Source organism: Caldanaerobius polysaccharolyticus DSM 13641 (assembly GCF_000427425.1).
Taxonomy (GTDB): Bacteria; Bacillota; Thermoanaerobacteria; order Thermoanaerobacterales; family Caldanaerobiaceae; genus Caldanaerobius; species Caldanaerobius polysaccharolyticus.
In genome coordinates this window covers 148,459-166,632 of sequence record NZ_KE386495.1, presented here as the reverse complement: position 1 = coordinate 166,632, position 18,174 = coordinate 148,459, and the positions used below count along the sequence as shown (strand labels likewise).

Genomic DNA, 18,174 nt, shown 5'->3' with positions numbered 1-18,174 from the left:
AAAAGTCGAAGAGGTTATTCCTGGCGCACCAATACAGCTCAGGATGCCGGCAGGATGGAGAATGTCGCAAGATGGCATATATTCAATCAATGACAAAACAGGCCTCCCAGAGCGTGTTTGCAGAACACCTGTGCTTTTAAATAGTCGAATAAAATCTCTGGATACTGGTGAGGAGAAAATGGAGATTGCATTCTATCGCGATGGCAACTGGCAAAAAGAGATAGTTCAACGCAGTACGATATTCCAAAGCAGGACAATCACGCAGCTTGCAGACATAGGGATCACCGTCACATCTGAGAACGCAAAGCTTCTCGTAAAGTTTCTCGGAGCTCTCGAAGCTGAGAATATTGATATATTGCCGCTTAAAAAGTCAGTCAGTCAGCTTGGATGGTATGGAAAATATTTTTACCATGTCATAGTGGAGACCTGGTATTGGACATAGATAGAAACTCGAGAAGGTGGGTAGATGCATACAGTCCTGAAGGCACATTGGAACAATGGGTCGAAAGCATGAGGCCATACAGAGAAAATGTGATTTTCAGATTCATATTAGCCAGCTCATTTGCTGCTCCGTTATTAGAACCATTGAATCACCGAATATTCTTCGTACACAACTGGGGCGACTCAAGAAGCGGCAAAACTGCGGCGCTCAAAGCAGCTCTCTCTGTGTGGGGCGATCCAGAAGAATTAATAACGAGCTTCAACGCCACTAAAGTTGGACTTGAAAGAATGGCAGGATTTTTCAACGATCTTCCACTAGGCATCGATGAACGGCAGGTAGCAGGAAGCAAACAGGACTTTATAGATCAGCTTGTATACATGTTAGCTACTGGAAGCAGCAAATTAAGAGGTGCTAAAACTGGTGGATTGCAGAGCATGAAATCCTGGAGAACTATAGTCCTGACGACGGGTGAAGAACCGCTTACCACGATGAGCTCTCAAACTGGCGTAGCGACAAGGGCTATAGAAATTTGCGGAGCGCCTTTTGAAAATGAAAATGAAGCAAGAAAAATGCATGAAATTACTTCGCAGTATTATGGCACGGCGGGGCCTACCTTCATAGAAAAGCTCTTGCAGATATCTGATTATGAGAAAATGCAAGCAAGGCTTAAGGAAATTCAGGACAAGTTTACAGTTCAGTTTCCAGATAAACTGGGATCCCATATTTCAGCAGTTGCAATCGTAACTTTAGCGGATGAACTCATATCTGAGTGGATTTTTGAAGAAAGCTCGGAAAATTCCCTTGATATGGGGATGGAAATACTGGACATGCTGGAAAGCTCTCAGGAAGCTGATGTAGTGGACAAGGCCTATGAATTCATAAAAAGCTGGCTTCTGGCTAATTCGGTGCAGTTTACCGATGACGCAAGACCTCCGAGGTACGGCTATATCGAAAATGACACTTATTACGTCTTTCCTCATATTTTGGAAGACGAACTCAAAAAGCATGACTTTTCATACAGAAAAATCATGCGCGGCCTTGGAGAGAGAGGGTTAATAGGTGTGTCGGAAAACAAAAGAGAAAAGCAATACTCAGTTATAAAAAAGATTAACGGCAAAACTACAAGGTTTATATCTTTTGATCTATCAAAGCTGAACAATGAAGAAGAAACGCCACCATTTTAAATCTGGTTACACCTAATTAATTAGAAGTAACCACAAGTAACTTAGAAGTAACCTGCAAAAACCGCTTATAGAGCGGGTTATATATAAAAAGTTACTGGTAACTTCTAAAAAGTTCCTGTTTTCTATAAGAGTTTGTAACGTTTAGCAAATCAGATCATTTTCTCAACATTACAAAAAATATATAGGTATATTTTTAGAAGTTAGAAGTAACAAGTAACCACCTTCAAAAACCCGCTCGTAATGCGGAATGCAGGGTTTAAAGAGGTTACTTGTAATAGAAGTAACCATAAAAAAGCATTGGTATTTTGTAATCGGAAAGTAAAGGAAAGGAAATTATTAAAGAAGGGAGAGGAATATGAACGATAAAATCAAACTAAAACAACTCGAGCATTTAAAATCACGTCTCAAAAAAGCATATTCACTTCCCAAGCAAGAGCAATTAAAGTGGCAAAAACAGATAAAAGAAATAGAAGACCAGGTATCTACACTAGAACGTGAGCTAGGACTTTTCTCGGAAGACAAGGCCATAAATCTCATGACAGCTGCAATGCACAAAGTAGCAGAACTCGCATGGGATGATTTCAATCTCTTAGAATTCTTCAAAAAACATCCTGATATAGAACAAAGATATACTGAAGCAGAGGATAAAGTTAACCAGGCATTTAAAACCGGCGGGATCTCATACTTTGAGAAAGCACTTCAGGAATATATTGATGTTTTTGCTGAGATATATGCAATTCATAAAGGACAGAAAAAAGAAGATTCATATAAGCAATTAGGCTTTTTTGAGCTTCTATCTGGAGATCCGGAATATCAGGAAGCTATGGAGGTGTTTCGAAATTGGAACGCAAGTTAGAATCAAAGATTACGGCCGAAATAATGCAATATCTTAAAACTTTAGATAAATGCTTCTTTTGGAAAGAGCACGGTGGAATGTACGGCACGGTTGGAATACCAGATATAATCTGTTGCTATCATGGAAAATTCCTGGCCTTTGAAGTGAAGAGGCCGGTAGAGAGACCTACAAAGCTTCAGGGAAAAACGATAAAAGACATACAGGAGGCCGGAGGAATAGTTTACGTGGTGAATAGCGTCGATGATGTGAAGAAGTATTTTGAAAGTCTTAATAAGTCTTTGTGTAGGAAAAAGTTAAAGGAGGTAGTGTCATGACATTAAATGACTATCAAGTTATGGCGATGAGGACAAAGCCACAATACAAAGACTTTAAAGAGCAAATAGACAATGCATGTTTAGGCTTGGTTGGAGAAGTTGGGGAAGTTGTGGATATTGTGAAAAAGTGGCTTTATCAGGGTCATCAATTGGACAGGCAAAAGATTGGAGAAGAGCTCGGCGACATTTTATGGTACATTGCGCTTATGGCCGATGCGTTGGGAATTACAATGAACGATATAGGGCAGCAAAATATAAAGAAGTTACTCGAAAGGTATCCTAACGGATTTGAAACTAACAGATCTGTTCATCGAAAGGAGGATAGCAATTGAGATTAGAACCGGGCTGGGCAATAAAGACTTTGGAACATTATCTCTATAACTATTATGATGAAGTCAGAAAACTACATGAGATGAAGGAAGAAATTATAATGTCATCGCCGGCGCAATTTCAAGAGGTCGGCGGTGGTGGCATAAGCAGGCATAGTGATCCAACGGCATTGAAAGGGATTAAGCTAACAACCAATGCGGAGATTGTACGACGTGAAAAATGGCTTAGAGTAGTAAGGGACCTTGTTGAAGATATGAAAATAATTGATAAAAGAGAAGGCAAGAATTATACAGGTTTAATTCAGAAAAAATACTTTGACGAATTAGGTGAGGATCAGATATGTGATGAGTTACATATTGAACACACAACGTATCATCAATGGAAGAAAGACATTTTAAGGCACGGTTTGTTACTGGCAACCGCATTGGGATTGATTAAGTATGAAGAATTGAGAAAAGTATCTTGAAAAGTTCGGTACTTTTTAAAGTAGAGATATGTGGTATAATCTAAAATAGATGAATAGAAAGTTCAGCCCGGTTGCCCCCTTGCCGGGCTAAATTATTGTCAAATAGAAGGATTTTAGAAAGGAATACAGAATATTAAAGTGAAAAAAGGGGGCAAACAACATGATTGAAGATTATTTATCAAAATATGTTGTGATAGGTTTTATATTTTTTGTAATATTACTAATTTGGCATCCGAATTCATCTACATTATACGATTTAATAAGTACTGTAGTAGGTTCTGCTCTTGGTGCTCTTATTGCTATTGATGGTTCTATATATGTTTTTAATAGAACTAAAGAAAATGATCGCGCGAAAGAGATTAAAAAAAATGCAATGATAATTTATAATGAATTATCTATCTGTTTGGACAGTATTAAAAAAATGTATATAAGTTTTGTGAAAGATAAAAGTAATATTATATATGATATTCCTATAAGAGATATGTGGGTAGAAAATTTAGCAGTATTATTGGGTGCAATTAATTATGATGATTTTAACACGATAAGTGATTTATACCGTGATATTAATATTATTAAAAGCCGAATAGGTAATAAAATTGAAATAGAACAAACTTTTATTAGATTTGCTAATAAAGTGTTTAGTAAGTCTTTAATTGAATTTAATGATAAAAGTATAAGAAATTATTTCAACACAAAAGAAGATTTAAATACTAAGTATAGAGATTTATTTGATAGGTTATTTAAAATAGCAAGGACGGCATCTGAAATTGAAAGATATCCGTAAAAATGGAGGGAGCTCTAACAGGGCTCTTTTTTCATGCTATTAAGAAGGTGAGAAATATGTCAATAGATTTTAAAGAGATAATAAACCAGGTTAAAGAAAATCAAAATAAGCTAAACAGTTGCATTAAACATGATTTCTCTATAGATATAACACCGGAAAAGAAACTAGATAAAAGATATAGATGTATTAATTGTAATGGAGAAGTCAGTTCAATTGAAAAGTATTAGTATGAAAAGGGATTAGAACATGGAACAATGCATTAGCGGGTCCTTCTTATAGGGTGGGGGAGATGCGGGTCTGGCGAGGCCCAAAATTTCACCCAGTATGAAGGAAAAAATTCATGCAACTTTGCAACTTTTGATGGTGATATTTATGGATAAAAAAGTTGATATTATAGATGGAAAAATCTGCTTAAGCACAGGTGCAATGTGCGAGGTATTTAATATAAACAAGTCTACGTTAAAGCGCTGGGGAGATGACGGATGCCCTAAAGCTGCCCGTGGTTGGTGGCCGTTGGCTGATGTTTTGCGTTGGCGAGGCCTCGTTAGCGTTAGCGGCATACAGACAGAGAAGGACATTGAAAGGTTATCACTTCAGGAACAGAAACTGTATTATGAAGCCAAATATAAACAGGCCCAATCAGAGGCGGCCGAATTTAAAAATGCAATCCAGAGAGGGGAATATATCCTCAAGGATGATATAATTGCTGAGCTCCAGCGATTTTTTATTGTACTAAAAAGGTCTATGCTTGGTTACAGCAGGAGGATAGCTACTGAACTTGCGGGTTATGTAGACGTTGTTACTGCCAGGAGGATAGAGAAAATGATAACGGAGCTGACGCTGGATGCCCTTGAACAAATCAGCATTGACGGAGTCTACAAGCCGTCGAAGAAAAAACACAAAAGTTGAATGGTCTCCATGGTTGCAAAAAGCTCTGAAGGTATTCAAACCTCCTGAGCGGTTAACAGTTTCGGAATGGGCTGATAAGTATAGGGTGCTTGATGCAAAGACATCAGCCGAACCTGGGCCTTGGAGGACGGAAAGGACGCCATACCTGAGGGGTATAATGGATTCTTTTACTGACCCTGATATTGAAGAAATTATTTTTGTAAAACCTACTCAGGTAGGCGGTACAGAATGTCTTAATAACATCGTTGGATATATAATCACTCAGGACCCAAGCCCTGCATTAATTGTTTATCCTACCCTGGATCTGGCCGAATACACCTCCAAAAACAGAATCCAACCCATGATAAACCTCTGCCCAGTTTTAAAGGAAAGGTATCAGGAAAGAGAGAGTAAGATACTTGAATTACAGTTTGATGGCATGTATGTAGTGCTGTCCGGAGCAAACTCTCCCGCATCCCTGGCATCCAGGCCAATACGATACCTGTTCATGGATGAAGTGGATAAATTCCCTCCAAGTGCCGGTAAAGAAGCAGATCCAAGGAGTCTTGCCCGTGAGAGAACAAAGACTTTTGCCCACAACAAAAAAATATTTCAGACTTCCACACCTACTAGAAAGAATGGTCCAATATGGCAGGAATGGGAGAACGCCGATGATCAGCGGCGGTTCTATGTGCCATGTCCTCATTGTGGATATTATCAGACCTTAAAGTTCAAGCAGATAAAATGGCCCGAGACGGCCAAGACTCCTGAGGATGCCAAGGCAACAGCATATTATGAATGTGAGCAGTGCAAAGGAATTATTACCGACGGTCACAAACCTGGGATGCTTAGGGCTGGTAGGTGGCAATCCGAGAAAAAAACAGGCACTCGAAAAACAGCTTTTCATCTCAATGCTATTTATTCCCCCTGGGTGCGTTTCGGGGATGTGGCTTATGAATTTCTTAAATCCAAGGATTTTCCGGAGCTGTTAATGAACTTCATAAACTCATGGCTTGCAGAACCCTGGGAGCAGACAGAAGCCAAAATGAACTCTGATAAGGTTTTAGAAAAGCAATCTGAATATGAAGAAGGAGTGGTCCCTGATGGAACCCTGCTGATTACAGCAGGTGTAGACGTGCAGAAGGACCATTTTTATTATACGATTCGTGCCTGGGGTACTAGCATGACTAGCTGGAATATAGCTCATGGGATGGTAGATACTTGGGACCAGATAGAATATATCATGAATCTTCCATATCAGGATAGACAGGGGAACGCATATCAGGTTAACCTTTGCGCCATTGACTCCGGAGACCGAACTGATGAAGTCTATGATTTTTGTGCTTTTAACCAGGAATGGGCGGTGCCGGTAAAGGGTAGCAGTAATCCTTTGTTAAGCCGATATAAAGTGAGCACAATTGATAAAACAAGTAGCAGAGCTTATGGTATGAGGCTATACATTGTAGACGGTAACCAGTATAAAGACATGATTGCAGGCAGATTGAATCGCCCTAATGGGCCGGGATCCTGGATGGTATACAAAGGATGTGATAGAGAATATGCCGAACAAATTTGTGCTGAAGAAAAAGTTATTGAGAAAAAAGGCGGGAGAGAGGTCGAGATTTGGAAACCCAAGGCCATACATGCAGCAAACCATTATCTTGACGCTGAAGTCTATGCTGCACTGGCAGCGGACCTTTTGCATGTTAGATATTTACAGTCAGAGACAACACGGGATCAACCGGAAATAAATAAAACTCAGCCTGTTGAATATCAACAGAATAGTTTTATTAAACCTGACTATGACTGGATAAACCTGAAAGGCAGGTGGATATAAATGACGGTACAAGAACACCTTGACCAGATAAATAAAGCTATAAGTGCTATCGAGAACGGTGCCCAGGAATACCGAATAGGAAGCAGAACTTTGAGACGGCCTGATCTTGTTGTTCTTTATCGTGAGCGCAGGGAATTACAGCGCCAGCTATATGAGGAGAATGGTGGCGGTGTCTATGTTGCCGTCTTTGACCGGCGCTGAAAGGAGGTGACGGTTTGAATTGGCTTGACAAAGCGATATCTGTTTTCAGTCCTGCATGGGCATATAGACGTGTAGCTTGGCGAAATGCTCTAAGAGGTTTTTATGATTCCGGCGAAATAGACAGGCTTAATTCCAGATGGACGACCATAAACGCCACAGCTGAGCAGACAGACCAAGGGCAAAGAGATATAATCCGAGCAAGAGCAAGGGATCTCGAGAGAAATTCAGATATTGCAGAAGCAATCATAGGTGCTTTTGAGAGAAATGTTGTTGGTGCCGGAATAAGGGTCCAGGCAAAAGTAACAAAAGATAACGGAGAAGAAGATGATGAGCTAAACCAGCAGATTGAAAATTTATTTAATGATTGGTGCAGGGCAAGAAATTGTGATGTAACTGGTCAACAATCATTTCAGGAAATGCAGGCAATGGCAATAAGGCGCTTAATTGTAGATGGAGGCATCATATTTCAAAAAGTATACACAAATTCGGGTATAGTGCCGTTTAGCCTACAGGCGAGAGAAGTTGACGAACTGGATACATCAATGAATAGTTTGCCTAGAATGAATGGAAACCGTATTGTCGGTGGTATAGAACTGGACCAGTACAATAAACCTGTTGCATATTGGCTAAAACAGTTTACACCTGACGGCTTTTGGACAGGTAAATCTGAAAGAATAGATGCACAGCGCATTATCTTTCTCTGGAAAAAGACGAGGCCGACACAGATTCGAGAAATATCTCCACTTGCAAAGACACTACCACGTATCAGGGATGTAAATGAGTTTGTTGAGGCAGTTTCAGTTAAAGAGAGGATTCTTGCATGCTTAGCAGTTTTTATAACGAAACAGACTCCTGGTGGATTGGGACGGAATGTAAAGGTAGATCAACAAAGTGGATATCAGCAAAGGACTATATCACCGGGGATGATACAAGAATTACAACCAGGAGAGAGTGTTCAGGCGGTCAGTCCTTCCGGTCAGGCGAGCAATGCAAAGGATTTTATAAGCATACAGCAAAGACTTGCTGGTAGCGGGCAAGGGTTAAGCTATGAAGCAATCTCTAGAGATATGAGCCAGGTTAATTATAGTAGTGCAAGACAAGGCTTATTAGAGGACCAAAGGACATATTCAATGTGGCAGCAGTTCTTGATTGAACATTTTTGTTATGAAGTTTATACCGAATTTGTTATATCAGCTGTGTTATCCGGAAAACTAAATATCCCTGACTTCTGGCAGAACAAGCAAAAATATTTGAAACATATATGGATACCACCTGGCTGGAGTTGGATAGATCCCATGAAAGAAGTAAGCGCTAATCAGGTGGCATTAGAAACAGGACAGGAAACACTTGAAAAAATATGTGCAGAACGCGGTATGGATTGGAGAGAGGTATTAAAGCAGAGAGCTAAGGAAGTTCAAATGATGAATGAATTAGGGATAAATATAGGAGGTGGTAGTAATGCCGGATAAGCCAAAAACGGGAATACAGCAGAATAGAACAATTGAAATGGCTGTTAGAGAGGTCAAAGCAGAAGAAAGGCGAGTCACCGTTTCGTTTTCATCAGAGCAGCCTGTAGACAGATGGTATGGGATAGAAATACTCCAGCATGACGAAGGCAATGTCAATCTTGAACGACTCAACAGCATTGGCGTTGCTTTATTCAATCATAATAGAGATTACGTCATTGGAAGAATAGAAAATGCCAGACTTGCGGCCGATGAAAAACGGGCCTACGCCGATATAGTTTTTGATACCGACCCCGAAGCGGACCTGATATATCAGAAGGTAAAAAACGGGACTCTCAAAGGCGTATCTGTAGGTTATACCGTGGATGTCTGGGAGGAAGTAGCTGCAGGTAAAACATCAAGTAATGGGCGTTTTTTGGGTCCAGCATATGTGGCGACAAAATGGACGCCGCTGGAGATATCTATTGTATCGGTCCCCGCTGACGATACTGTCGGAGTGGGGAGAGAAGTGGAAGAACCAAAACCAATAAAGGAGGAAGAAAAAATTATGGGTGAAGAAAACAGAGATAAAACATTACAGGTTAGTGAACCTGTCGATTTGGAGGCAGAAAGAGAGAAAGTAATCCAGGCTGAAAGACAGCGTGTTTCAGAAATAACTGCTTTATGCAGGGATTTTGAAATTGCTCCCGATGAATATATTAAATCCGGAGCTACAATTGACCAGGTGAGAGCAAAAATCCTTGAAAAACTCAAAGCTGAAAGAAAACCGTCGGCAGCTCCGGTGCCAGATGTACGGATCGAAAAGGAAGAGGCTGATAAATTCAGAGAAGCGGCAACTGATGCAATTCTGCTGAGAAGCGGTATAAAACTTGATAAACCAGCAGATGGTGCAAGAGACCTTAGAGGAATGAAGCTCCGCGACCTGGCTATAGAGTGTCTAATCAGAGCAGGCAGGTCCAACGCACACCGATTGGACAATGATACACTGTTCCGGGAAGCTCTAACTCCCGATAGCCAGTTCACAAGCATCTTATCAAATGCAGTCAACAAATCAATGGCGACTGCTTATAAAGCCGCAACGACCACATATGAGGCATGGACAAGCAGAGGGAGCAATCCGGATTTTAAAGCGGCAACTGTCTATCAAATCTCTGAGGCAGGCGAGCTTTTGCCGATGACACAATCTGGAGAATTTAAGTTTGACGAAATGACAGATCAGGGTGTAACAAAAGCGGTGGCTACCTTTGGGCGTAGCTTTGGCATGACAAGACAGGCCCTCATAAACGATGATATAGGTATACTTACTAGGGTACCTGAGGCATATGTAAGGGCAGCACGACGAGGAATTAATAAGCTTGTATATAAGATGCTTGGAAGCAATCCGACTATTTATGATGGAAAGACATTATTCCATGCGCAACATAATAACCTTGCATCCACAGCTGGGGCAATAGGAACAGATACGATTGGTGAAGGCAGAAAAGCGATGCGTAAACAGAAGAATTTGGGGGGCAAAGAAACACTGAATATAAGTCCGGCGTTTTTAATAGTTCCGGCGGCCCTTGAAACTGTAGCGCAGAAATTTCTGATGTCTACAGCTGACCCGAATCAGGCTAACCCAGGTGTAGTTAATATTTTCAGGAATTCATTAAATCTTGTAGTTGATGCAGAACTTGACGACTATAGTGAGACAGCATGGTATCTAGCCGCTTCTCCCTCAGATATAGACACCATTGAGGTGACATATCTCAACGGGAATGATATGCCGATACTTGAAAGCCAGGTTGGATTTGACTTCCTGGGTATTAAATGGAGAATCTATATTGATTATGGTGTGACGGTTTTAGACTATAGAGGACTATATAAGAATCCTGGCGCATAAGCAAAGTTTATGCGCCTTTAAACATTGATTAGGAGGTAAATAATATGTCGAAAGGAATTTATATCCAAAAAGGCGAAGTTATTGACTTTACAAACAATACCGGCGCTGACATAGCTTATGGCGATGTAGTTCCTATTGGAAGCAGGATCGGTATAGCTGCTGAAACTATAGCTAATGGAGCAACAGGTTCATTGAATGTTACGGGCGTATATGAGTTACCTGCGGATAATACAGTCGCATTTAATATTGGCGATGAGGTTTACTGGGATGATACCGGAGACAAACTCACAAAAACTGTGGGCACATATAGAGCAGGTTGGGTTATTGAGCCTAAAGCTCAGACAGAAACCACTGCGAAAGTGAAGATCAACTGATGAACTTTAAAGATGTTATTCATTCAGATCTTGATGTGTTTTTCAACCTCGATGAATTTGCTGAATCTCATATAATTGATGGTAGGTCCCTTAAAATTGTCATAGACAATGACAGACTCCAGCAGAGAACACAAAAAGAATATGATGGTATATATGTTGGAGACATTCTTTATTATGTATCTTCTGCTGATTATGGCCCGGCTCCTAAAATAGATGAGATACAGATATTCGACGATCAGCAAATGCAGGTGTTTGATGTAAGGGAAGAAGCAGGTATATATGAAATCATTTTAAGGCGTAATCTTGGTGGTTAATATGGCAAGAGATATTTTTGTAGACACAAAGCAATTAAATAGAATCGCAATCGAATTAAAAAATTTAGATAATCAGATACCGGGTGCGGCATCTTCCGCAGTAAATCGCACCCTGGATTTTGTTTATACAAGAATAGGTAGATTAGTAACCCAAGAGTATGCAATAAAAGTATCTGATGTCAAAAAAACAATGACAAAATATAAAGCAAGCAAGACAATTTTGTCCGCGAAAATAATATCAAAAGGACATACATTATCGCTGGCCCATTTTCCCTTTTCGCCTAAGAAGCCCATGACAGGTGGAAGAAGGAAGGCAAAAGCGGTAAAAGTAAAGATAAAAAGGCAGGAAGGATACAAAACGATTAAAACTAATCCTCTGCCTTTTGTTGCTTTTACTGGCGCTAAATCAGCGGATAAGACACAATTTAACGTATTTAAAAGAGAAGGAAGTTCAAGATTACCTATAAAAGTTCTTAGAACTTTATCAATACCGCAGATGATTACCAATGTAAATGTATCTGACCAGATACAAAAATTAGCTCAGGAGAAACTTATGGAGAGAATTCAGCACGAAATAGAATGGCGGCTTGACAAAGCAGCCCAAAAAGTAAAGGAATGATATTATGACAGATAATATTATCCTCGAGGGATTACAAAAATATCTTATCGACAACGTATCTAGTAAAATAAAACTGCAAAAGCCTAATGACAACATTAAAGACTATGAACTTGTCCATCCTGCAGTATTTATCGGTTGGCTACCACCTAAAAACTATCTCCCGCCTGGTATGGAGTCAGAAATGCCATGTATAGTGGTTGGATTAGACGAGGGTACCGACGATGGGCAGGATGCAAGTTTAAACATCAGGATATCTTTTGCAGTATTTAGCCCTGGCCTTTACGATTCAACAGGGCAATATACACCTAACTTTGATGGATATAAAGATCTGTTAAATTTAATAACTCTAACAAGAATAGAATTGTCAAAGAGTATGTCGATTGGAACAGCAATAATTGAGAAACCTTTTAAATGGGGAATGTATGAGGAACAACCCTACCCTTATTGGTATGGATATCTCACTTTTTCTATCTCATGTGCGACTATGGACTATGTCCCCACCATTGAAGAACAATTATAAGGAAGGTGAATGTAATGGCTTATTTACACGGGGCTTATGGAGAGCTTGTGCCAACAAAGGATACTTTGCCTCCTTCCGGAGTAGGAACGCTCCCGGTATATATCGGTACAGCACCTGTGCAACAGTTGGCGGATTACTCGAATGCAATAAACAAACCAATTCATATCACTAGCTTTGATGATGCCAAGGCCAAGATCGGATATGATGATGATTGGGATTCGTTTACCCTTTGTGAAGCTGTATATGCACATTTTAAAAACAAAATACAGCCGATAGGGCCTATAATTGTCATTAACGTCATGGATCCTGCAGTGCATAAAACTGCTTCAACCGCAACTATAACACTAACTAATGGCCAAGGCTATCTTGACGAACCTGCAATTTTATCGAGTATATCTATTACTGGAGCCGTAAAAGGCACGGACTACAGCGTAGAATATACTACCGATGGCAGGGTGCTTATAAAAGATCTTACTGGATCTTTAATATCGCCTGTAACAGTAAGCTTTGACAGGATGGATAAAACGAAAGTTCAAAACTCCGACATAATAGGAGGAATAGATTCTGACGGAAAGCGTACTGGTATTGCCTGCGTAGACTTGATATACCAGACTTATGGCATGGTGCCAACGATATTGGCAGCTCCCGGTTGGAGCCACATTCCGGAAATCAAAGAAGAGCTTGTGGCGAGATCTAATAAAATAAATGGGCACTGGGACGCACAGGTGAATGTAGATATTGACAGCATAAGCGCTAAAACAATTGACGCCGCTAAATCGTGGAAGAGCAATAATATGTACACAGACACTAATTTAAAGGTATGCTGGCCAAAGGTAAAAAGCGGTGATAAAACATATTGGCTTTCTACTATGGCAACTGTACGTATGCAGCAGACTGACTATTATAATGACAATGTTCCATACGAATCGCCATCCAATAAGCCAATTGACATAAATGGGACTATATTGGGCGATGGTACATCAATTGATTTTGATGAATTACAGGCCAATGACTTAAACAGCAAGGGTATAACAACCGCCGTGTTTAGGGCAGGTAATTGGGTATTATGGGGACCTCATAACGGGAATTATGAATATGGTAAAGACATTGATGTTAGAGATAAATTTGACTGCAGTGTAAGAATGGTAAGATATCTTACAAATTCGTTTCAAAAGCGCTATATGATTGATGTAGATACACCTCTTAACAGATCAAAAGTTGATACTATACTCAATGATGCTCAGGTATGGCTTAATGGATTAGTTGGCGACGGTAAACTTCTCTATGCTCAGATAACTTTCAACGAAACGAGTAATCCGACTACAAGTATGGTGGAAGGAGATTTTGTATTTGACGTACAAACCACAACGACGCCTCCGGGGAAGAGCCTGACATTCTCAGTTCAATATACGCTCAAAGGATTAGATTCCTTGTTTGGAGGTGAAACCGCATGAGCAAGCTCACAAATAAGACAATAAATTATAGATTAAAAGCTACAGATGAAAATGGTGTACTACAGCTAATAGATGATTTGGCGGATGTACAGCTTCCTTCAATAGAAAAAATCACTGATGCCATTAAAGGTGCAGGAATAATGGGGGAGATAGATTTACCTGTATATGGTCAAATAGGAAGTATGACATTTACGGTGAATAATCGTGCTGATAATCCGAAATATGCAATACTATCTCGTCCAGGTGCAATAAAATTTGAGGTAGTATGGATAAATGATGTATTTGACTCAACAAACATTGCTATTGGCACTCAACAGAATAAAGTATTTATGATAGGATTTAATAAAAAGTATGATCCCGGTAAGATAGAAGTCGGGGCGGCATCTGATGGTTCTAGTGAATTTGAAATAATTTACTATCGCAAAATTGTAGACGGTAAAGAAGTATTGCTGATAGATAAATTAAATTATAAGTATGTTGTTAACGGTAAAGATTATATGAATGAAATTCGGGCAGCTCTTGGTTGAGCTGCCTAAAATAATCAGGAGGTAAGTGATGATGGATACCTTAAAACTTTCAAAGCCAATAATGATTAACGGTGAAGAAGTGAAAGAAATTAAATACGACTTAGATAGTCTGACAGCTCAGGACTTACAAAATGCCAGCAGGAAATATCAAAAAAATGGCGGAGTTATACAGGTACAAGAATTAGATCCCATATATCATCTTTATTTGTTTGCTGAAGCCGTTTCTAAAGTAAATCCCGAAATAGATTTAACAGATATATTAAGATTAAGTGCAAAAGATGCAATAAAAGCTGAAAGTTTGGTAAGAAATTTTTTCTTCTTAGATTTGGAGGATTCATATCAGTCGAATACCTCAGAGATGCGATTGCTGAATTAGCAATAAACAAAATTAATCCAAGAAGCGATAGCATGAATATGCCCTTAATTGATTTTGTTGAGTTTTATGAAACTCTGGCTGATAAAGCTGAAAAAATAAGAAATGAGATAAATAAAGGCGGCGCATAGTTATGGCCTCGAAAAAAGAACTTCAAGCCCTTATAACATTAGCCGGTAAAATTGATCCGTCTCTGCAAAGCGCATTAAGAAAAGCACAGTCGGAAACATTAAAAACATCAAGCGCAATGTCGAAATTATCAAAAACTGTTGATTCGGTATTTAAGGGAATAGGCAAAGCGGCATTATATGTTGGTGCTCCATTGGCGGCCGGTATTGCTCTAGTTGCTAAGAATGGATTACAATTAGCATCAGATTTAACCGAAGTACAAAACGTAGTTGATGTTACATTTGGATCTAATGCCAAGCAGATAAATCAATGGTCTCAACAGGCATTAAAAAACTTTGGGTTGTCAGAACTACAAGCCAAAAGATATACTGCCACTTTAGGTGCAATGCTGAAAAGCAGCGGATTAACAGGAAAAGCAGTTATAGATATGTCTGAGAATTTGGCGGGTTTGGCCGGTGACCTTGCTAGCTTCTATAATATATCTCAGCAAGAAGCTTTTGAGAAAATACAAGCAGGTATAAGTGGTGAAGTTGAACCACTAAGACAATTGGGTATCAATATGACGGTTGCTAATTTACAAGCATACGCGCTGTCTAAAGGAATTAAAGTAGCATATAAAGATATGGATCAGGCAACGCAGACTGCACTAAGATACAGCTATATCATGAGTGTTACAAAGGATGCTCAAGGTGATTTTAACAGAACGCAAGGCAGTTTTGCCAACCAGATGAGGTTGTTACAAAATAATATAGATCAATTATCTGCAAAAATTATGCAAACTTTACTTCCTGTAATTACGAAGTATGTCCAAAAAGCCAATAAATTTATTGATAGTATAGCGGGAGACCCCACGAAAATACAGCAGATTCAGAATGCCATATCGAATGTAGCTGATGCCATTATTAAGTTTGGCACAGATGCGATGCCATATGTAAGTTCTTTTGCTCAGTATATAAAAGAGAACTGGCTAACCATAAAAGATATAGCTATAGGAGTAGGCATTGCTTTTGCTACATGGAAAGTAGGAGAAACGGTATATGGCGCTTACAAAGCTGTAACAACATTTACACAGGCAATAAGAGAATTGAGCATGGCTATAGCTGCGGCTAAAATAGCTTATGCAACGTATTATTCATGGAAAATAAAGGATATGTTTACCACTTTGTATTTACAGGCTTTATATGCAAAAGACGCCATTGCAATGGGTATTAGAACAGCTGCAATGTGGGCAATGACAGCAGCTACATCCGCATGGACCGCAATAACCACAGTTGCTACTACAGTTGGATCGGCATTTGCTGCTGTATTAGCGTTTATAACTTCACCTATTGGATTGGTTATTTTGGGGATTATGGCATTGGTAGGCGCTATCATATTACTTTATAAAAATTGGGATTCAGTTTCTAAATTGTTTGTGGCATCATGGGAATGGATAAAAAATGCTTTTACAGTAGGGATAAATTGGATAGTAGATAAAATCAATTGGTTAATCCAAAAGATAAACTTAATTCCAGGGATAAAAATACCGCTTATACCAGAAGTACAAACAAGCAATAAAACAGGCCCTAAAATGCGCAAATACGCCAACGGCGGACTTGCTACGCAACCTTCAATTTTTGGTGAAGCAGGTCCAGAAATGGCTATACCTATAAAGTATAAAAATCCTCGAAGCTTATCACTTTTAAATCAAACCGCAAGAGCAATAGGAGCTCAACCTTATGGTACTGTGCCGAATTTATCTTTGAGCTTCAACTTTTATGGGCCTGTAAGCAATCAGAATGATGTTGTATCTGGTGTAAAAATGGCAGAGGAATATATAAGGCAGGTTGTTTCAGATATAATTGAAGAGAAAGAGAGGGTTGCCTTTGGACTTGAATGAATATTACGAATATGAAACGCTCCAAGGTGATACCTTTGATATGATCGCTTTAGATTTTTATGATGATGAAAAATATGCATCCTTGATTATTCAAGCTAATCCTGAATATAGAGATATCCTTATATTTGATGCAGGCGTAATCCTCAAAATTCCTATTATAGAAGAAACGCCTGCGGATACTTTACCACCTTGGAAGAGGTGAAGTGATGAACATAATATATGAGGGAGTGGATATTACCGATTCAATAGAAATAAGAAAAGTCGATATTTATGATAATGCCGGTGGAATAGCTGATAGCATCGATTTGATTTTTTTCGATATAGAAGGCTTATGGAGCAGGTGGAAGCCTCAAAAAGGGGACAAAATCGAGGTTAAACAAGATGGCTTTTCGAGTGGAATAATGTATATAGATCAAATAGAGCAGAAAAGAGGATATTTCATATTAAAAGCTTTATCTATACCGTTAAATGCAAAGACGCAGAATACAAAATCATGGGAAAATATTAGGTTTTTAAGTTTGGCCAAAGAGATAGCCGATAAATATAGTTTTAAATTACAGACATATAATGTTCAGAATTGGCTTTATGATAGGATAGATCAAGTAGAGCAAACTGATTTTGATTTTTTAGCATTTAGAAGTATGTTAGAGGGTTATATGCTTAAAATATGCAATCAAAGTATAATCATATATGATGAAAAATATATGGAGCAACAAGATTCAGCCAAGGTTATAAACATAGAGGATATTGACGGAGATTATCTGTTCAAAATCAAATCAAATGATTTATACAGTTCATGTAATATTCAGTATAACGGACCTAACGGCTTAATAAAATCAGTTTTTAAGCCTTCTAATGCTCCAATTGGTCCTGAATTAAAGATTCAAAATATATATTTATTCAACCAGGGAGAAGCAGATAGATACGCAAAAAACATATTAAGAAACTTTAATAAATATGAAAATACCGGCCGAATTCAAACTAAATTAGATACAAGTATAGCCGCAGGCAATAGCGTAGATATAAATAGTATTAGCATTTCAGACGGCAAATATTTTATTTCTCAGGCAGTATATAAATTGCTTGAGGAGAAAATGCAATTGACACTTAGAAAGCCATTGGAGGGGTATTAATGCAATTGAAGGGATTAATATCCAGTATTGAAGGGAATAAAGCAAGGGTAACATTTCCTGATAAAGATAATAGCGTTGCTTATCTACTGCCAATAGCATCGCATGTAATTGACCTTGAAGTAGGTAATAGGGTTGCGGTAATATTCTTTTCTAATAATATGGCTGATGGTGTCATAATAGCAAAATTTTGAGGGGTGATAAA

General features: G+C 38.9%; 24 protein-coding genes. All 24 read left to right on the top strand.

The genetic code is table 11. The features are described 5' to 3' along the window. Positions 1-442, top strand: a 442-nt coding sequence (locus tag CALPO_RS15115) for a DUF927 domain-containing protein (RefSeq protein WP_218915169.1), incomplete at its 5' end; no start/stop codon positions are given. After that, positions 433-1,626, top strand: coding sequence for a DUF927 domain-containing protein (locus CALPO_RS15110; protein WP_051585905.1), 1,194 nt, complete (start codon positions 433-435; stop codon positions 1,624-1,626). The genes CALPO_RS15115 and CALPO_RS15110, both read left to right, overlap by 10 nt. A gap of 355 nt (positions 1,627-1,981) precedes the next feature. Further along, the gene (locus CALPO_RS0107110; protein ID WP_026486699.1) at positions 1,982-2,482 is read left to right on the top strand and encodes a hypothetical protein; all 501 of its coding nucleotides are present in this window, start codon (positions 1,982-1,984) and stop codon (positions 2,480-2,482) included. Further along, positions 2,467-2,796 (top strand): VRR-NUC domain-containing protein, encoded by a 330-nt coding sequence (locus tag CALPO_RS0107105; protein WP_026486698.1) that lies wholly within the window; start codon positions 2,467-2,469, stop codon positions 2,794-2,796. Before CALPO_RS0107110 ends, CALPO_RS0107105 begins: the two co-directional genes overlap by 16 nt. Further along, positions 2,793-3,128, top strand: coding sequence for a nucleoside triphosphate pyrophosphohydrolase family protein (locus CALPO_RS0107100; protein WP_026486697.1), 336 nt, complete (start codon positions 2,793-2,795; stop codon positions 3,126-3,128). Before CALPO_RS0107105 ends, CALPO_RS0107100 begins: the two co-directional genes overlap by 4 nt. Then, positions 3,125-3,592: a DUF1492 domain-containing protein gene (locus CALPO_RS0107095; RefSeq protein WP_026486696.1), complete on the top strand. Its 468-nt coding sequence runs from the start codon at positions 3,125-3,127 to the stop codon at positions 3,590-3,592. Before CALPO_RS0107100 ends, CALPO_RS0107095 begins: the two co-directional genes overlap by 4 nt. A gap of 160 nt (positions 3,593-3,752) precedes the next feature. Continuing rightward, complete coding sequence (locus CALPO_RS0107090) at positions 3,753-4,376, top strand: hypothetical protein (RefSeq protein ID WP_026486695.1); 624 nt, start codon at positions 3,753-3,755, stop codon at positions 4,374-4,376. Between the two features lie 56 nt (positions 4,377-4,432). Continuing rightward, positions 4,433-4,603, top strand: coding sequence for a hypothetical protein (locus CALPO_RS14655; protein WP_156940159.1), 171 nt, complete (start codon positions 4,433-4,435; stop codon positions 4,601-4,603). A gap of 145 nt (positions 4,604-4,748) precedes the next feature. Then, positions 4,749-5,285, top strand: coding sequence for a hypothetical protein (locus tag CALPO_RS14835; RefSeq protein ID WP_218915168.1), 537 nt, complete (start codon positions 4,749-4,751; stop codon positions 5,283-5,285). A gap of 13 nt (positions 5,286-5,298) precedes the next feature. Next, positions 5,299-7,101: a phage terminase large subunit family protein gene (locus CALPO_RS13510; protein WP_218915167.1), complete on the top strand. Its 1,803-nt coding sequence runs from the start codon at positions 5,299-5,301 to the stop codon at positions 7,099-7,101. Beyond that, the gene (locus tag CALPO_RS0107070) at positions 7,102-7,302 is read left to right on the top strand and encodes a hypothetical protein (protein ID WP_026486693.1); all 201 of its coding nucleotides are present in this window, start codon (positions 7,102-7,104) and stop codon (positions 7,300-7,302) included. Between the two features lie 14 nt (positions 7,303-7,316). After that, positions 7,317-8,771 carry a phage portal protein gene (locus CALPO_RS0107065; RefSeq protein WP_026486692.1) on the top strand — a complete coding sequence of 485 codons (1,455 nt, stop codon included), beginning with the start codon at positions 7,317-7,319 and terminating at the stop codon, positions 8,769-8,771. Then, positions 8,761-10,650 carry a prohead protease/major capsid protein fusion protein gene (locus CALPO_RS0107060; RefSeq protein WP_026486691.1) on the top strand — a complete coding sequence of 630 codons (1,890 nt, stop codon included), beginning with the start codon at positions 8,761-8,763 and terminating at the stop codon, positions 10,648-10,650. Before CALPO_RS0107065 ends, CALPO_RS0107060 begins: the two co-directional genes overlap by 11 nt. Before the next feature lie 44 nt (positions 10,651-10,694). Next, positions 10,695-11,024, top strand: coding sequence for a DUF2190 family protein (locus CALPO_RS0107055; protein WP_026486690.1), 330 nt, complete (start codon positions 10,695-10,697; stop codon positions 11,022-11,024). Then, the gene (locus tag CALPO_RS0107050; protein WP_026486689.1) at positions 11,024-11,338 is read left to right on the top strand and encodes a hypothetical protein; all 315 of its coding nucleotides are present in this window, start codon (positions 11,024-11,026) and stop codon (positions 11,336-11,338) included. Before CALPO_RS0107055 ends, CALPO_RS0107050 begins: the two co-directional genes overlap by 1 nt. A 1-nt stretch (position 11,339) precedes the next feature. Next, entirely contained in the window at positions 11,340-11,957 is a 618-nt protein-coding gene (locus tag CALPO_RS0107045; protein WP_026486688.1) for a phage tail protein, read from the top strand. A 4-nt stretch (positions 11,958-11,961) separates the two neighbouring features. Then, positions 11,962-12,477, top strand: a complete 516-nt coding sequence (locus tag CALPO_RS0107040) for a hypothetical protein (RefSeq protein WP_035172457.1) — start codon at positions 11,962-11,964, stop codon at positions 12,475-12,477. Between the two features lie 14 nt (positions 12,478-12,491). Then, positions 12,492-13,931 carry a phage tail sheath family protein gene (locus tag CALPO_RS0107035; RefSeq protein WP_026486686.1) on the top strand — a complete coding sequence of 480 codons (1,440 nt, stop codon included), beginning with the start codon at positions 12,492-12,494 and terminating at the stop codon, positions 13,929-13,931. Continuing rightward, a complete protein-coding gene (locus CALPO_RS0107030) occupies positions 13,928-14,458 on the top strand; it encodes a phage major tail tube protein (protein WP_026486685.1) in 531 nt (176 codons plus the stop codon). Before CALPO_RS0107035 ends, CALPO_RS0107030 begins: the two co-directional genes overlap by 4 nt. A 28-nt stretch (positions 14,459-14,486) precedes the next feature. Then, positions 14,487-14,834 (top strand): phage tail assembly protein, encoded by a 348-nt coding sequence (locus CALPO_RS13505; RefSeq protein WP_051585903.1) that lies wholly within the window; start codon positions 14,487-14,489, stop codon positions 14,832-14,834. 130 nt (positions 14,835-14,964) lie between these two features. Further along, positions 14,965-16,839: a phage tail tape measure protein gene (locus CALPO_RS0107015; protein ID WP_026486684.1), complete on the top strand. Its 1,875-nt coding sequence runs from the start codon at positions 14,965-14,967 to the stop codon at positions 16,837-16,839. Further along, positions 16,826-17,041: a tail protein X gene (locus tag CALPO_RS0107010; protein WP_051585902.1), complete on the top strand. Its 216-nt coding sequence runs from the start codon at positions 16,826-16,828 to the stop codon at positions 17,039-17,041. The genes CALPO_RS0107015 and CALPO_RS0107010 overlap by 14 nt, the downstream gene beginning before the upstream one ends. 4 nt (positions 17,042-17,045) lie before the next feature. After that, positions 17,046-17,972, top strand: coding sequence for a phage late control D family protein (locus CALPO_RS0107005; protein ID WP_026486682.1), 927 nt, complete (start codon positions 17,046-17,048; stop codon positions 17,970-17,972). Further along, a complete protein-coding gene (locus CALPO_RS0107000) occupies positions 17,972-18,163 on the top strand; it encodes a hypothetical protein (RefSeq protein WP_026486681.1) in 192 nt (63 codons plus the stop codon). The genes CALPO_RS0107005 and CALPO_RS0107000 overlap by 1 nt, the downstream gene beginning before the upstream one ends. The last annotated feature ends 11 nt before the right edge of the window (positions 18,164-18,174 follow it).

Bases quoted from the DNA above. Each gene is read 5' to 3' on its own strand.
- CALPO_RS0107110 (WP_026486699.1), top strand. From the start codon at position 1,982: ATGAACGATAAAATCAAACTAAAACAACTCGAGCATTTAAAATCACGT.
- CALPO_RS0107100 (WP_026486697.1), top strand. From the start codon at position 2,793: ATGACATTAAATGACTATCAAGTTATGGCGATGAGGACAAAGCCACAA.
- CALPO_RS0107090 (WP_026486695.1), top strand. From the start codon at position 3,753: ATGATTGAAGATTATTTATCAAAATATGTTGTGATAGGTTTTATATTT.
- CALPO_RS14655 (WP_156940159.1), top strand. From the start codon at position 4,433: ATGTCAATAGATTTTAAAGAGATAATAAACCAGGTTAAAGAAAATCAA.
- CALPO_RS14835 (WP_218915168.1), top strand. From the start codon at position 4,749: ATGGATAAAAAAGTTGATATTATAGATGGAAAAATCTGCTTAAGCACA.
- CALPO_RS0107070 (WP_026486693.1), top strand. From the start codon at position 7,102: ATGACGGTACAAGAACACCTTGACCAGATAAATAAAGCTATAAGTGCT.
- CALPO_RS0107060 (WP_026486691.1), top strand. From the start codon at position 8,761: ATGCCGGATAAGCCAAAAACGGGAATACAGCAGAATAGAACAATTGAA.
- CALPO_RS0107055 (WP_026486690.1), top strand. From the start codon at position 10,695: ATGTCGAAAGGAATTTATATCCAAAAAGGCGAAGTTATTGACTTTACA.
- CALPO_RS0107050 (WP_026486689.1), top strand. From the start codon at position 11,024: ATGAACTTTAAAGATGTTATTCATTCAGATCTTGATGTGTTTTTCAAC.
- CALPO_RS0107045 (WP_026486688.1), top strand. From the start codon at position 11,340: ATGGCAAGAGATATTTTTGTAGACACAAAGCAATTAAATAGAATCGCA.
- CALPO_RS0107040 (WP_035172457.1), top strand. From the start codon at position 11,962: ATGACAGATAATATTATCCTCGAGGGATTACAAAAATATCTTATCGAC.
- CALPO_RS0107035 (WP_026486686.1), top strand. From the start codon at position 12,492: ATGGCTTATTTACACGGGGCTTATGGAGAGCTTGTGCCAACAAAGGAT.
- CALPO_RS0107030 (WP_026486685.1), top strand. From the start codon at position 13,928: ATGAGCAAGCTCACAAATAAGACAATAAATTATAGATTAAAAGCTACA.
- CALPO_RS13505 (WP_051585903.1), top strand. From the start codon at position 14,487: ATGATGGATACCTTAAAACTTTCAAAGCCAATAATGATTAACGGTGAA.
- CALPO_RS0107015 (WP_026486684.1), top strand. From the start codon at position 14,965: ATGGCCTCGAAAAAAGAACTTCAAGCCCTTATAACATTAGCCGGTAAA.
- CALPO_RS0107005 (WP_026486682.1), top strand. From the start codon at position 17,046: ATGAACATAATATATGAGGGAGTGGATATTACCGATTCAATAGAAATA.
- CALPO_RS0107000 (WP_026486681.1), top strand. From the start codon at position 17,972: ATGCAATTGAAGGGATTAATATCCAGTATTGAAGGGAATAAAGCAAGG.